Origin of the sequence: Mesorhizobium sp. M6A.T.Cr.TU.014.01.1.1 (genome assembly GCF_004022765.1) — a bacterium.
In the GTDB taxonomy this organism is placed as follows: domain Bacteria; phylum Pseudomonadota; class Alphaproteobacteria; order Rhizobiales; family Rhizobiaceae; genus Mesorhizobium; species Mesorhizobium mediterraneum.
This window is the reverse complement of the sequence record NZ_RZPG01000015.1, coordinates 79915-92677: the sequence shown is the minus strand read 5'-3', so window position 1 is coordinate 92677 and position 12763 is coordinate 79915. Positions and strand designations below refer to the sequence as shown.

Sequence of the window (12763 nt, the reverse complement as noted above, 5' to 3'; positions counted from 1 at the left end):
CAGACAATTCCAGCAGTTTCCATGCGTAAATTTATTAATTGACGCGAAAAAGCACAAGCCGTATTCACTTCCAGTGGGCGAATTCGAAATTCGTATCACCCGGAAAGAGCTCGCGCGGTTCATCCGAAGCGAGGCCGGGCGAAATGCCGGGAGGGATTCCGCGAGATGAAGAAGCTGGTCAGTGCCGGCGAGATACTCGTCGAGATCATGGCCGAGCGGATCGGCCAGAGCTTTCTCGAGCCTGGTCCGCTGCTTGGGCCCTACCCGTCCGGAGCGCCCGCCATCTTCATCGGCCAGGCGGCGGCGCTCGGCCAGCCGGCCGGCCTCATCGGCGCCGTCGGCGACGACGATTTCGGCAGGCTGAACATCGAGCGGCTGCGGACGCTTGGCGCCGACGTGTCGGCGATCGCGGTTCACACGGGCCAGGCGACGGGCACGGCCTTCGTCACCTACCGGGCCGACGCCAGCCGGCATTTCGTCTTCAACATCGCCAACAGCGCCTCCGGCCTGATCGAGACCGACACGGCGGCAACGAAGCTGCTCGCCAGTGCCGATCACGTCCATGTCATGGGCTCGTCGCTGTTTTCCGACCGCGCCATCGCGGTGGCGCTATCGGCGATCGAGACTGTCAAGACCAACGGTGGAACCGTGTCCTTCGATCCGAACATCCGCCGCGAGATCATGCAGGCTTCAGGCATGCGCACGGCGCTCGACCATGTGCTGGCGCGAGCCGATATCTTCCTGCCGAGCGGTGAGGAGCTCTTCCTGTTTTCATCCGCCAAGGACGAGAAGGGCGCGGTCGACGAATTGCTGAACCGTGGCCTGTCCTGCATCGTCCTGAAGAAAGGCGCCGCGGGCGCCACCTATCATGATCGCCACGGCACGGTCGCCTCACCCGGCTTTGCCGTCGACGAGGTCGATCCGACCGGCGCGGGCGATTGCTTCGGTGCTGCTTTCGTCTCGTTCTGGTTGCGCGGGGCGGCTCCCGCAGACGCAATGCGGATTGCCAATGCCTGCGGTGCGCTCGCTGTCACCCGCAAGGGACCGATGGAGGGCATTTTCCCGCTTGAAGCGGTCGAAGCCTTCATCGCCACAGGGAAGAACATGCAGTGAGTGCCGCGACGCAGAGGTTTGCAAACATTGCGGCGAGGCGCGCTGCAGGCGAGAAAAGCGGCATCGCCTCGGTCTGCTCGGCGCATCCGCTGGTGATCGAGGCCGCCTTGCGTCATGGCGCGGCGCGGCATGCGGATGTTCTGATCGAGGCCACCTGCAACCAGGTCAACCACGAGGGTGGCTACACCGGGATGACGCCGCCCGACTTCCGCAGCTTCGTCGAGGCGCATGCGAAGAAAGCGGATTTCCCGGTCGATCGCCTGATCCTTGGCGGCGATCATCTTGGACCCAATCCGTGGAAACACATGGCTGCTGCCGCCGCCATGAAGAACGCCGCGGCGATGATCGATGCCTATGCGAGCGCCGGCTTCACCAAGATGCATCTGGATACGAGCATGGCCTGCGCCGACGATCCTGCCGTGCTTGCCGACGAGACCATCGCCGCGCGGGCGGCCGAACTTGCCGCAATCGCCGAGGCGGCGGTCGAGCGGGCAGGCGGCGAAAGACCGGTCTACGTCATCGGCACCGAAGTGCCGGTGCCGGGCGGTGCGCTGGAGGCGCTCGACCACCTGCATGTGACGGCGCCCGACGATGCTTTGCGCACCGTAGAGGTACACGCCCGAGCGTTTTCCCGCGCCGGCCTTGACGACGCTTTTGGCCGTGCGATCGGGGTCGTCGTCCAGCCTGGTGTCGAGTTCGGCAACGCCGAGATCGTGCCCTATGCGCCGGCCAAGGCGACTGAATTGGTGGCGGTGCTCGACCGCATGCCGCAATTCGTTTTTGAGGCGCATTCGACCGACTACCAGCCGGCCGAAGCGCTCAACGCTCTCGTGCGCGATGGTTTTGCCATCCTCAAGGTCGGCCCCTGGCTGACCTTCGCGCTTCGCGAGGCGCTGTACGGGCTCAGCCACATCGCCGATGTGCTCGCGCCTGACCCTTCGCGTGAAAGCCTGCCTGTCGCGATGGAGCGCATCATGCTGGCGTCGCCGGACAATTGGCAGAAATACTATCCGGCCACGCCGGAAGAGCAGCGCGTGCAGCGGCATTTTTCGTTCAGCGACCGCATCCGCTACTACTGGCCGACGCCGGACGCGCAGCGCGCCACGCAAAAGCTATTGGATGTGCTGGGCGAAAAGGACATTCCCCGGCCTCTGATCAGCCAGCATCTGGGGCAGCTCGACGCCGAGGTTGCGGCAGGCCGGATCAAACCTTTCGCGCACGACCTTCTGATCGGCAGCATCACCCGTGTCCTCGACATCTACGCAGGCGCGACGGGACAGTAGGGCGGATCGGCCCTGGGCGGTGTGCTGGTCGCACCGCCGAAAAGCGTCACGCGCGAAACCTCTCTGTTCATGTCCGACTCTCGATATCGCCAGCGTTTCGAAAAAGACACTGCTGCAATTTACAACTAACATGTTAGCGTGTTAGCAGTGCTTGCAGATCGACATCTGGAGAAAATAGCAGTGGCTTCGCGCTTTGGTCTTTCGGTTGCCCTCACCACGCCTTTTGATGCGTCCGGGCAAATCGCCATCTCTCCAATGGTCGCGCAAGCCCAGGCTTGCCTTAGCGCCGGCTGCAGCAGCGCAACGCTCTTCGGCACCACGGGGGAAGGCGCCTCGGTGGGGACTGGAGAGCGGCGGATTGTCACCGAAGCCATGCTTGCCGCCGGCATTGCGGCGCATCAGCTCGTCGCCGGCGTGCTGGTCGATGCGGCCGAAGACGCCGCCGAACAGGCGCGGCACGCCTTGCAGCTCGGCGTCCGCAACATACTGCTGGCCCCGCCAAGCTACTTCAAGAATGTCGGCGAGGACGGGCTGTTCGGATGGTTTTCCGCCGTCTTCGCCGCGCTCGGCCCGCTGGCTCGCGGTGTCCTGCTTTACAACATCCCTTCTGTCACCATGGTGCCGCTCCCGCTTAGCCTGATCGGTCGGCTGCGTGCGGCCTTCCTCGGCGTGATCGCCGGTGTAAAGGATTCGGGTGGCGACTGGAGCTATAGCGAGGCGTTGCTAAAGGCCCATGGCGACCTGGTGATTCTAATCGGCGACGAGCGGCATTTGGCGAGAAGTGTGCGCCAGGGCGGGCAAGGCGCCATTTCCGGCATGGCCAATTTCGTCACCGGTGAAATCCGCGCCATGGCCGAGGACGGGCGCGACGACGCCCGCGTCGAGAGCTTCGTGCTCGAATTGCTCAAATATCCGGTCACCCCGGCGGTGAAGGTCATGGTGGCGCGCAAGACCGGCGACGAGCGCTGGCTGGCGGTCCGTCCGCCGCTCGAGCCGATCGCTGCGCAGGGGCGGCAACAGCTTACTGCTGCCTATGACAGGCTGTTTGCGACAGAGCCGGCCTGACCGGCAAGGAAGAAACCGCTGAAATGGACGACAGCAGCGAACCGGCCACCCTCAGGGAAAAAGCCTATGCCAGCTTCACGCGGCATTTGCTGGCTCGTGATCTGCGGCCGGGACAGTTCGTGTCGCAGCGCGAACTGGTTGCCTTTACCGGGCTGCCGCTTGGCGCCATCCGCGAGATCGTGCCGCGGCTCGAAGCCGAGGGACTTCTGATGACCATCCCGCAGCGCGGCATGCAGATCGCCCATATTGATATCAGCCTGATCCGCGAGGCTTTTCAGTTCCGCCTGTTCATGGAGCGCGAAGCGGTGGCGCTATTCACCGTCAACGCCTCCGACGCCGAACTCGCCCGCCTGCGGCGCGAACATGAGGACATGCTGGCTCAAGCGTTGTCGCAGCCGCCGACGGCGGAAATGGAAGCCAAGGCCCAGAACATCGATTGGGCGATGCACGACACCTTCATCGATGCGCTAGGCAACGAGATCATCGCCAAGGCGTATCTGGTCAATTCGGTAAAGATCCGCCTGATCCACCAAGAGCGCTTCCGTATCGATGGGCGCGTCGTGCCGGTGATGCATGAGCACCTGACAGTGATCGAAGCGCTCGAGAGCCGCGACCCACAAAAGGCTGTCGAGGCGATCAGCCGGCATATCGACAATGCGCGCCGGTTGGCGCTCCAGATCTGAGGACGTATGGTTCGCGGCTGCCGCGACGCAATCCACAACGACAGCAACCCAAGGGAGGAAGAAATGTCGTCCAATCCGTTCAAGCCAACAAGAAGGCAAGTCCTTGCAGGAACCACGGCGCTCGCCGCCGCGGGCCTGGCGGGCCTTCGCCCGAGCTTTTCCGCCAGCGTCGACTGGAAGCGTTTTGCCGGCACGACGCTCGACGTCAATCTGGTCAAAAGCCCGCGCAGCGACACCATCCTGAAATATATCGCCGAATTCGAGGAGCTGACCGGCATCAAGGTCAATGCCGAGGCGACGCCGGAACAGCAGCAGCGGCAGAAGACCGTGATCGAGCTCAGCTCCGGCAAACCGAGCTTCGATGTCGTGCATCTGAGCTATCACGTGCAGAAGCGCCAGTTCGAAAAGGGTGGCTGGCTGGCCGATATCGCCGGCTATCTCGCCGACCCGACCTTGACCGATCCTGGGCTGGTCGAAGGCGATTTCGCCGAAGCCGGCATGCTTTTCGCCAAGGACAGTCAGGGCGTGCTGCGTTCGCTGCCCTTCTCGGTGGACTACTGGATCGTCTACTGGAACAAGGAGCTGTTCGAGGCCAAGGGCCTAAAATATCCTGAAACGTTCGACCAGCTGGTGGCCGCCGCCGAAGCGCTGACCGATCCATCGACCAACACGTTCGGTTTCGTTGCCCGCGGCCTCAAGAATGCAAACACGCCGGTGTGGACGTCGCTGATGCTCGGCTACGACATGACGCCGCTCGACGACAAGGGGAAGCTACGCACCGAGGCTCCCGAGGCGATCGAGGCCGCCGCCCTCTACCAGAGGCTGATGACCAAATCCGCTCCTCCGGGCGTCACCGGCTTCAATTGGGCTGAAGCGCAGTCCGCCTTCCTGCAGGGCAAGATCGGCATGTGGTTCGACGGCGTGGGTTTTGCTCCGCCGATGGAAAATCCCGAAAAGTCGCGCGTGGTCGGCAAGGTCGGCTATGGCGTGATGCCCAAGGGTCCCAAAGCGCATGCCTCCGGGACGTTTGGTGACGGCCTCGGCGTGACCGCCTCCAGCGAACAGAAGGAAGCTGCCTATCTGTTCTGTCAGTGGGCGGTTTCGCCGGCCATGGGCGCGCGCCTGCTTCAGGCCGGCGCCGGCGTGCCTTTCCGCAAGTCGATACTGGAAGACCCCAAGGTGCGCGAAGGCGTCACCATGCCGGCAAGCTGGCTCGATGCCGTCGTCGGCTCGGGCAATATCAGCCGGCTGGCGCTGCCGGTGATCATCCCGGTCACCGAGTTTCGCGACATCTACGGCGTGGCGTTGACCAACATGATTGCTGGTGCTGATCCTGCCGAAGAGCTGAAGAAGGCCACCGAACAGTTCCAGCCGGTGCTCGACAGGAGCGAGCAGGGCTGATGTCCGCCATCGCCCCTGAACGCACCGGGGTAGCGACGCAAGCCATTGAAGGGAGCCAGACGATCCGGCTGGCTCCCAACTACTGGCCCTTCGTCGTTCCGGCGCTCGTCGTCGTTGGCGCCGTGATAGTCTTTCCCTGGGCTTTCACGCTCTGGATGAGCGTCAACCGCTGGACGCTCGGCCAGTCGCGGAGCTTTGCCGGGATGGAAAACTATCTCCGTCTGGCCAGCGATCCGCGATTCTGGGAATCCCTGGTTCATACGTTGACCTACACCTCCTTGTCGGTGGCAGCGCCGATGTTCCTGGGCACTGTCGCCGCCCTGATCTTCGACGCCAGGTTTCCGCTGCGCGGCCTGCTGCGCGGCGTCTTCGTGATGCCGATGATGGCAACGCCCGTTGCCGTGGCGCTGGTCTGGACCATGATGTTCCATCCCCAGCTCGGCGTGCTCAACTACCTGCTATCGCTGGTCGGCATCCCGGCGCAGGAATGGATATTTAATGCCAAAACAGTCATCCCTTCGCTGGTTGCGGTCGAGACCTGGCAGTGGACGCCGCTGGTGATGCTGATCGTGCTGGGCGGGCTGGCCTCGGTACCGCGCGAGCCCTTCGAGAGCGCCGAGATCGATGGTGCCAATGCCTGGCAGCAGTTCCGCTACCTCACTCTGCCGATGATCGCGCCGTTCCTGATGATCGCGTTGATCATTCGCACCATCGATGCGCTGAAGAGCTTCGACATCATCTTTGCAATGACTCAGGGCGGGCCGGGCACGGCGTCGGAAACCATCAACATCTACCTCTACAACACCGCCTTCTCCTACTACGACATTGGCTATGGCTCGGCGATGGCCGTGGTGTTCTTCATCGTCATCGTGGCGCTGTCCTTCATCCTCCTGATGCTGCGCCAGCGCTCGCAGTGGATCGACGCGGAGGGCAAATAGATGAGCTCACGTCTGCTCAACCAGATCGGGCTGTTTTTCGCGGCTCTGGTCATTGTCTCGCCGGCGATCCTGTTCTTCCTCTGGATGATCTCGCTTTCGCTGAAATTCGAGATCGACAACGGCGCCTATCCGCCGATCCTGATCCCCGAACGTTTCGCCTGGTCGAACTATGTAAAGGTGTTCGAGGAGAACAATTTCCTGCTCTATCTCTGGAATTCGGTTCTGGTGACCGGCACGGCGACACTTCTGGCGCTGCTGATCGGCGTACCGGCCGGCTATGGCATAGCGCGGCTCAAGGCCGAAAAATCGGCGGTCGTCATCATGATCGCCCGCATGACGCCCGGGCTATCCTATCTCATCCCGTTGTTTCTGCTGTTCCAGTGGATTGGGATCCTCGGCACGCTCTGGCCGCAGATCATCATCCACCTGGTGGTGACGGTGCCGATCGTGGTCTGGGTGATGATCGGCTATTTCGAGACCACGCCGATGGAGCTGGAAGAGGCGGCTAACATCGACGGCGCCAGCTCCTGGCAAGTGTTCCGGCTGGTCGCTCTTCCCATCGCCAAACCGGGCATCGTTGTCGCCTTCATCCTGTCCGTCATCTTTTCGTGGAACAATTTCGTTTTCGGCGTGGTGCTCGCCAGCCGTGAGACCCGCACGCTGCCGGTCGCCGTCTACAACATGCTCTCCTATGAGCAGGTGAGCTGGGGGCCGCTCGCCGCCGCCGCACTGGTGGTGACGCTGCCGGTCCTGGTCCTGACCATGTTCGCGCAAAAGCAAATCGTCGCCGGGCTGACCGCCGGCGCGGTCAAGGGCGGCTGAAGCCGCATAGCTCGACATCACTCTTTTCCCGGAGAAATCCAATGGCATCGGTAACAATCAACAACGTGCAGAAGGCTTTCGGAGCCACCAAGATCATTCACGACGTCAGCGTCGACATCGCCGACGGCGAATTCGTCATCCTGGTCGGCCCGTCGGGATGCGGAAAGTCGACGCTGCTGCGCATGATCGCCGGACTTGAAACGATCTCGGGCGGGAAGATCGCCATCGGCGAACGTATGGTCAACAACCTGCGGGCGCGGGACCGGAACATCGCCATGGTGTTCCAGAACTATGCGCTCTATCCACATATGACGGTGGCCGACAATATGGGCTTTGCCCTGAAGATCAAGAAAGCCGATCCGGCCGATACCGCCGGCCGCGTCAGGAATGCGGCCAACATCCTTGGGCTGGAAAAGCTGCTTGAGCGCTATCCGCGTCAGCTCTCCGGCGGCCAGCGCCAGCGCGTCGCCATGGGCCGCGCCATCGTGCGCGACCCCCAGGTCTTCCTGTTCGATGAGCCGCTTTCCAATCTCGACGCCAAGCTGCGCGTCCAGATGCGCGGCGAGATCAAGGCGCTGCACCAGCGGCTGGGCACCACCACCATCTATGTCACGCATGACCAGATCGAAGCGATGACCATGGCCGACAAGATCGTCGTGCTGCATGACGGCCTGGTCGAGCAGATCGGCGCGCCGCTCGACCTCTACGACCAGCCGGCCAATCTCTTCGTTGCCGGCTTTATCGGCTCGCCCGCCATGAACTTCATTGCCGGCCGCATCGAGGAAGGCGTGTTCCGCAGCGCCGGTGGGCTGATCCTGCCGCTGCCGGAAGGCGCCCACCCGGCCGATGCTGCAGGACGCGAACTTGTCTACGGCATCCGCCCCGAACATATCCGCGCAACCGCCGGGGGAATGCCAGGCACGGTCACGCTTCTGGAAGCCACGGGTTCGGAAATCTTCGCCAAGGTCGACTGCGCCGGTGAGGAAATTTCCTGCCTGTTCCGCGAGCGGCTTCCGCTCAAGCACGGCGCGCAGGTGCGGATCGAGATCGATCGCGCCTGCGCCCACCTGTTCGACGCGAAAACCGGCCGGCGTATGTGATTGGCGTGGGTTGCGCGACGGGCTCGCTCACGGCTGAGGTTCACCAAGACTTTGAAACTATGGTGATCCCGACAACGTCATTGAGGAACTGGGGCGACAGCTACCGCTCTTACAGCATGCCAGCGGGGCATCACAGTTCAATGGCCATGCAAGTCCGAAGCCACTAACCCCTCGCCTATCCTCCTGCACGCAACGGCGCTGCGGCACTTTGATCTGCCGCATCACCCGGCCTTGGGCCCTGGCAAAAAACCACTCCGATTTTCGGCGACGCCGACCTTCGGTTCGTGGATCATGCGCTAGAGCCAGATACCATCTTTGCGGTCGAGCGGGCCAACGCTCTCGGGTCCCGGATCAGTTTCTGCGGCTTCTGCGCCGTAGACCGTCCAGAGCATGTAGACAAAATACCCGACCTGCAAAACTATCGGGCTAATGATCGCCCAGCCGATTGAACCCGTTGCCCAATACGTCGAGATCGAAACAAGGCACGACGTAGTGAGTATCCCCACCAGGACCTGCAGAACGTTCATCTGTTTTTTCAAAGCGTCCCGGAACTGACAACAGCCGAGAGGCTCCCCCAACCCAATACTCGATACTCAATACCCCGAGCCAACATCTCATTATTTTAGGGGTGGCGCAAGTACCATGTCGGGTAGCGGCTGAGGCATGCAACCTTCAGTTTTAAGTTGTTTAATTCCGGCGGTCTGTCGGCTGCCAACTAAGGGTGTAAAAGCTGGTGGAGGCGACTCTCGCGGATGGCTGCGCCTGGGGCGATCGGGGTGTGTCCTCGTCGTCGTTCGCCTTGGCCTGTCCTGCAGGCCATTCACACCGCAGCCGGAGCAAGTTGCCGCCCTGCAAGCGATCGTCAACTGGGCAGACGAGACAGTTCGAAGTCAGTTCCATTTCTGGATAGCAGCTGCTCGGCGGACCGGAACATGTCGTCAAACGCGAGTTCATTCTCGAAGACTACCCCTCCGACGCCTATGCTCAGGACATCCTCCGCCCCTTTTGGCGCAAAATAGACTTGTGCGACGCGCGCCCGGATACGCTCACCGACCTCCTTGGCGTCTTCTTCGGTGGCACCAGGTAGAAATACCCCAAAGATGGATATCCCTATGCGGCCGATCAGATCCTCCTCGCGCACTGATGACTTTATGGTCGAGGCTATGAGCCGCAAGGCCTCGTCGCCCCATTCAATACCAAATCGCAGGTTGATGGATCGAAGGTGTTCGGGATGGATGACCAGGAAGGCGCCCGAACGAGAGCCACGCTCAGATGGCTTCTTTACTCTGCGTTCGATGATCGAAGTAAAAACCGTTCCGTTCAAGCAGCCCGTCAGGCCATCGTAGGTCGCTGACTTGTTTAGCTCTTGCCGATAGCGGCGGATCTCAACCCGACCCCAGCCGATCAACAGGAAAAGCGGTAGCCCAATGACGAGGGGGACGAGCGTTGCCGTGACAACGCCGCGTCCGAACGGCGTGAGCCCATCGGCGAACAGGAGCAGATAGTTGAGGCCTAGCGAAAAGCCCAAACTCCCGGCGGTCCCCAGAAGCGTCAGCCACGCGATACTCTTCCACGCTTGGGCAGAGCTGTTCGCCATCGATTTTGTCACTACCCGATCTCCTGTCAGATAGGCTGGCATAAGGCCGGCAAGTTACAAATTCGGTCTCAAAAGCCAATACAATTTGATCGATCGGACTGAACGAGCTCTGGCTGACCCACATGTGAAGCTGGAGTTGCCCGCGAGGAAGATGGAAGACAACAGTTAACGAACCAGGTGTCGGCGCAGGCTGAACAACCAGCAGCGCAGGCAACCGCCTGATCAGCATGCTGCTCTAGAGCCTGCCCCGATAAAATCGGGATGGGGCTCTATCTTTTTGTTTGAGCATGATCGTTTCCGAAGCCGGATTCCACTTTCGGGATCATGCTCCAGTTTCGGCAAATACGGTTCCCTGAGGGCTCAAAAGGCGAGCTGACTATCGAGGCGGGCCGAATATACCCATCTCCGTATCCATCGCTGTCACCTCCGCCTTGCCGTAGATACCGCTCGGCAATGACAGGGCCCAGCCATTGGAGACCAGCCAGGCGCCGACATCCTGCCTGCCGAGCATGATCGATGACTGTCCCCCCAACGATGGAACCGCGCCCAACGAAGCCGGCAACCGTGGCATTGGCCGGGGCGCGATAGACCTCCTGCGGCGCCGCCGCCTGCAGCACCTTGCCTCGGCTCATAATGGCAACGCGGTCGGCCAGCGCCAGGGCCTCGGCCTGGTCGTGGGTGACATAGACGATGGTGGCGCCGGTGCGGCGATGGATGTCGCGAAAGGCGTCGACCATCGACGAGCGCAAATGCATATCGAGATTGGCGAGCGGTTCGTCGAACAAGATAATTTTGGCGTCGGCAACGAGGCAGCGCGCCAGCGCCACGCGCTGGCGCTGGCCGCCGGACAGTTCCTCGATGCGGCGGCTTTCAAACCCATTGAGTCCCACGATATCGAGAACCGCGCCGACACGGCCAGCGATCTCGCCCCGTTTGACGTGCCGGGCTTTCAGCGGATAGGCGACGTTTTCGGCGACATCCATATGCGGCCAAAGCGCATAGGACTGGAAGACGACACCAACGCCGCGCGCTTCCGGCGGCACCTGCCGCTGCGGATCGGCCATCAATTCGTCGCCAAACAGCACGCGGCCTTGGCTGGGCGCCTCGAAGCCGGCGATCAGTCTCAGCATCGTGGTCTTGCCGCACCCGGACGGGCCGAGCAGCGCCGTAAATGAGCCCGCCGCAAAGTCGAGCGAAACGGCGTCAAGCGCGGCGGTTTCATTGAACCGCTTGGTGAGACGCTCCACCTTGATTTCGCTCATGCTTCACCAATCGGCATATCATTGCGTCCCGCCGATTGTTCACGCAACCGGTGCGGCATGGCGTCGGCATACGTTGGAAATCCGGCCGTGACAATGATGGCTGCGGCAATGGCGCCGGTGCTTACTGCGCCGTCCGGCCGCCATCAATCGGCAAGGTTGTGCCGGTGATCTGCTTTGCCGCATCCGAGCATAGGAACAACGCCAGTGCGGAAAGCTCGTCCACGGTGACGAACTCCTTGGTCGGCTGGGCAGCGAGGAGCACGTCGCGCTTAACCTCTTCCTCGGTCATGCCGCGCGCCTTCATCGTGTCCGGAATCTGCTTTTCGACCAGCGGCGTCCAGACGTAGCCGGGCGCGATCGCATCGACGGTGACGCCGTCAAGTGCCGCCTCCAGCGCCACTGTCTTGGTCAGGCCCGCTATGCCGTGCTTGGCCGACACATAGGCGGACTTGAACGGCGAGGCGACCAACGCGTGCGCCGACGCAGTGTTGATGATGCGGCCCCATTTGCGCGCCTTCATACCGGGCAGCACCGCCTTGATTGCATAGAAGGCGGCGAGCAAATTGATGCGGATGATGGCTTCCCATTTGTCGTCCTGGAATTCCTCGATCGGCGCGACATGCTGGATGCCGGCATTGTTGACCAGGATGCCGAGACTGCCGAAGATCTCTTCGGCCTCGCGCACCATGGCGCTCACTGCTGCCCCATCCATCATGTTGGCGCCGGAGTAACGGCATTTGACGCCGAATCCGCTTCGATGCCGGCGCGCTCCCGCTCCATGGCGGCTGCTTCGGCCCAGGCCGTTGATGGTGACGTTGGCGCGCTCAAAAGCGCTGCTATCGACCTGACCCGAGGGTGCGCACCGGTTTTGGATAGGACGGAAAGGCTGCGCTGGGCCGCATCGGACGAGAAACCGTTGGCCGGACGGCTTCTGATGGCATCCTCGATCTATCCCGCAATCTCCAGCAAGGACGATACCAGCAATCGACGTTCGTCCCGTGAAAGGACGTCCGAATCGAAGAGGTTCATGCTGCGAAGCCCTTCGATGGCGAGATAGCAGACCAGCAGCGCCTTGAGGTCCGGCGTCTCTCCCTTGAGCCGCTCGAAGACCTGCCGCCTGAACGATTTTATCGGTGTCAGGAAATCGGGATCCTCGGCGATCGCCGAAAATATCCAGGAAGCCGACGGTTTCGACTCCTCGGCATGTTCGGCTGAAAGCTTGATGTAAGTCGCAAGCGGGCTTTCGCCGATGACGCCGGCCGTGCGGGCGGACTCCAGCGCCTGCTCGAAGGCGCGCAGGTAATCCTCCACCAGCGCCTGCATCAGTTTCGCCTTGGTCGGGAAATTGTACAGCAAGCCGCCTTTCGACACGCCGGCACGGCTGGCGACGGCGTCCAGCGACAGGCTGCCGGGCCCTGTCTCGCGTGCCACATCGGCGGCGGCGGCGAGAATCTTCTCACGCGAATTTGCTCTGCGGGCTTTCATCAATCGCCTCCCCA

At 62.0% G+C, this 12763-nt stretch carries 13 protein-coding genes; 8 read left to right on the top strand and 5 right to left on the bottom strand.

Annotated features, from left to right (window positions below; genetic code table 11):
* The first annotated feature begins 165 nt into the window (after window positions 1-165).
* The 8 genes from EN885_RS18275 (at window position 166) to ugpC (ending at window position 8405) form a co-directional block, all read left to right on the top strand.
* A complete protein-coding gene (locus EN885_RS18275; protein ID WP_127206100.1) occupies window positions 166-1113 on the top strand; it encodes a sugar kinase in 948 nt (315 codons plus the stop codon).
* Window positions 1110-2396 carry a D-tagatose-bisphosphate aldolase, class II, non-catalytic subunit gene (locus tag EN885_RS18270; RefSeq protein ID WP_127206099.1) on the top strand — a complete coding sequence of 429 codons (1287 nt, stop codon included), beginning with the start codon at window positions 1110-1112 and terminating at the stop codon, window positions 2394-2396. The genes EN885_RS18275 and EN885_RS18270 overlap by 4 nt, the downstream gene beginning before the upstream one ends.
* A gap of 180 nt (window positions 2397-2576) precedes the next feature.
* On the top strand, window positions 2577-3461 hold the full coding sequence (locus EN885_RS18265; RefSeq protein ID WP_128242981.1) for a dihydrodipicolinate synthase family protein: 885 nt from the start codon (window positions 2577-2579) through the stop codon (window positions 3459-3461).
* Window positions 3462-3484: 23 nt separating this feature from the next.
* Entirely contained in the window at window positions 3485-4144 is a 660-nt protein-coding gene (locus EN885_RS18260; protein WP_095487053.1) for a GntR family transcriptional regulator, read from the top strand.
* A gap of 63 nt (window positions 4145-4207) precedes the next feature.
* Window positions 4208-5545, top strand: a complete 1338-nt coding sequence (locus tag EN885_RS18255; RefSeq protein ID WP_127206097.1) for an extracellular solute-binding protein — start codon at window positions 4208-4210, stop codon at window positions 5543-5545.
* Window positions 5545-6483: a sugar ABC transporter permease gene (locus tag EN885_RS18250; RefSeq protein WP_095487051.1), complete on the top strand. Its 939-nt coding sequence runs from the start codon at window positions 5545-5547 to the stop codon at window positions 6481-6483. The genes EN885_RS18255 and EN885_RS18250 overlap by 1 nt, the downstream gene beginning before the upstream one ends.
* Window positions 6484-7305, top strand: a complete 822-nt coding sequence (locus tag EN885_RS18245) for a carbohydrate ABC transporter permease (RefSeq protein WP_023797160.1) — start codon at window positions 6484-6486, stop codon at window positions 7303-7305.
* A 41-nt stretch (window positions 7306-7346) separates the two neighbouring features.
* Window positions 7347-8405, top strand: a complete 1059-nt coding sequence (gene ugpC, locus EN885_RS18240; protein WP_095487049.1) for a sn-glycerol-3-phosphate ABC transporter ATP-binding protein UgpC — start codon at window positions 7347-7349, stop codon at window positions 8403-8405.
* A gap of 296 nt (window positions 8406-8701) precedes the next feature.
* On the opposite strand, the gene EN885_RS18235 is transcribed toward ugpC, so the two are convergent.
* The 5 genes from EN885_RS18235 to EN885_RS18210 all read right to left on the bottom strand — a co-directional run bounded on the left by EN885_RS18235 (window position 8702) and on the right by EN885_RS18210 (window position 12749).
* Window positions 8702-8932, bottom strand: a complete 231-nt coding sequence (locus EN885_RS18235) for a hypothetical protein (RefSeq protein WP_128242982.1) — start codon at window positions 8930-8932, stop codon at window positions 8702-8704.
* Between the two features lie 335 nt (window positions 8933-9267).
* Entirely contained in the window at window positions 9268-10014 is a 747-nt protein-coding gene (locus EN885_RS18230) for a GGDEF domain-containing protein (RefSeq protein WP_245329974.1), read from the bottom strand.
* A gap of 257 nt (window positions 10015-10271) precedes the next feature.
* Entirely contained in the window at window positions 10272-11264 is a 993-nt protein-coding gene (locus tag EN885_RS18220; RefSeq protein WP_245493094.1) for an ABC transporter ATP-binding protein, read from the bottom strand.
* A 121-nt stretch (window positions 11265-11385) separates the two neighbouring features.
* Window positions 11386-12138, bottom strand: a complete 753-nt coding sequence (locus EN885_RS18215) for a 3-hydroxybutyrate dehydrogenase (RefSeq protein ID WP_127206379.1) — start codon at window positions 12136-12138, stop codon at window positions 11386-11388.
* A gap of 74 nt (window positions 12139-12212) precedes the next feature.
* On the bottom strand, window positions 12213-12749 hold the full coding sequence (locus EN885_RS18210; RefSeq protein WP_095487096.1) for a TetR/AcrR family transcriptional regulator: 537 nt from the start codon (window positions 12747-12749) through the stop codon (window positions 12213-12215).
* Window positions 12750-12763: the final 14 nt, after the last annotated feature.

What these genes read in the sequence shown, in the direction of transcription:
- EN885_RS18275 (WP_127206100.1), top strand. Translation starts at nt 166, where the DNA reads ATGAAGAAGCTGGTCAGTGCCGGCGAGATACTCGTCGAGATCATGGCC.
- EN885_RS18260 (WP_095487053.1), top strand. Translation starts at nt 3,485, where the DNA reads ATGGACGACAGCAGCGAACCGGCCACCCTCAGGGAAAAAGCCTATGCC.
- EN885_RS18255 (WP_127206097.1), top strand. Translation starts at nt 4,208, where the DNA reads ATGTCGTCCAATCCGTTCAAGCCAACAAGAAGGCAAGTCCTTGCAGGA.
- EN885_RS18250 (WP_095487051.1), top strand. Translation starts at nt 5,545, where the DNA reads ATGTCCGCCATCGCCCCTGAACGCACCGGGGTAGCGACGCAAGCCATT.
- EN885_RS18245 (WP_023797160.1), top strand. Translation starts at nt 6,484, where the DNA reads ATGAGCTCACGTCTGCTCAACCAGATCGGGCTGTTTTTCGCGGCTCTG.
- ugpC (WP_095487049.1), top strand. Translation starts at nt 7,347, where the DNA reads ATGGCATCGGTAACAATCAACAACGTGCAGAAGGCTTTCGGAGCCACC.
- EN885_RS18235 (WP_128242982.1), bottom strand. Translation starts at nt 8,932, where the DNA reads ATGAACGTTCTGCAGGTCCTGGTGGGGATACTCACTACGTCGTGCCTT.
- EN885_RS18220 (WP_245493094.1), bottom strand. Translation starts at nt 11,264, where the DNA reads ATGAGCGAAATCAAGGTGGAGCGTCTCACCAAGCGGTTCAATGAAACC.
- EN885_RS18210 (WP_095487096.1), bottom strand. Translation starts at nt 12,749, where the DNA reads ATGAAAGCCCGCAGAGCAAATTCGCGTGAGAAGATTCTCGCCGCCGCC.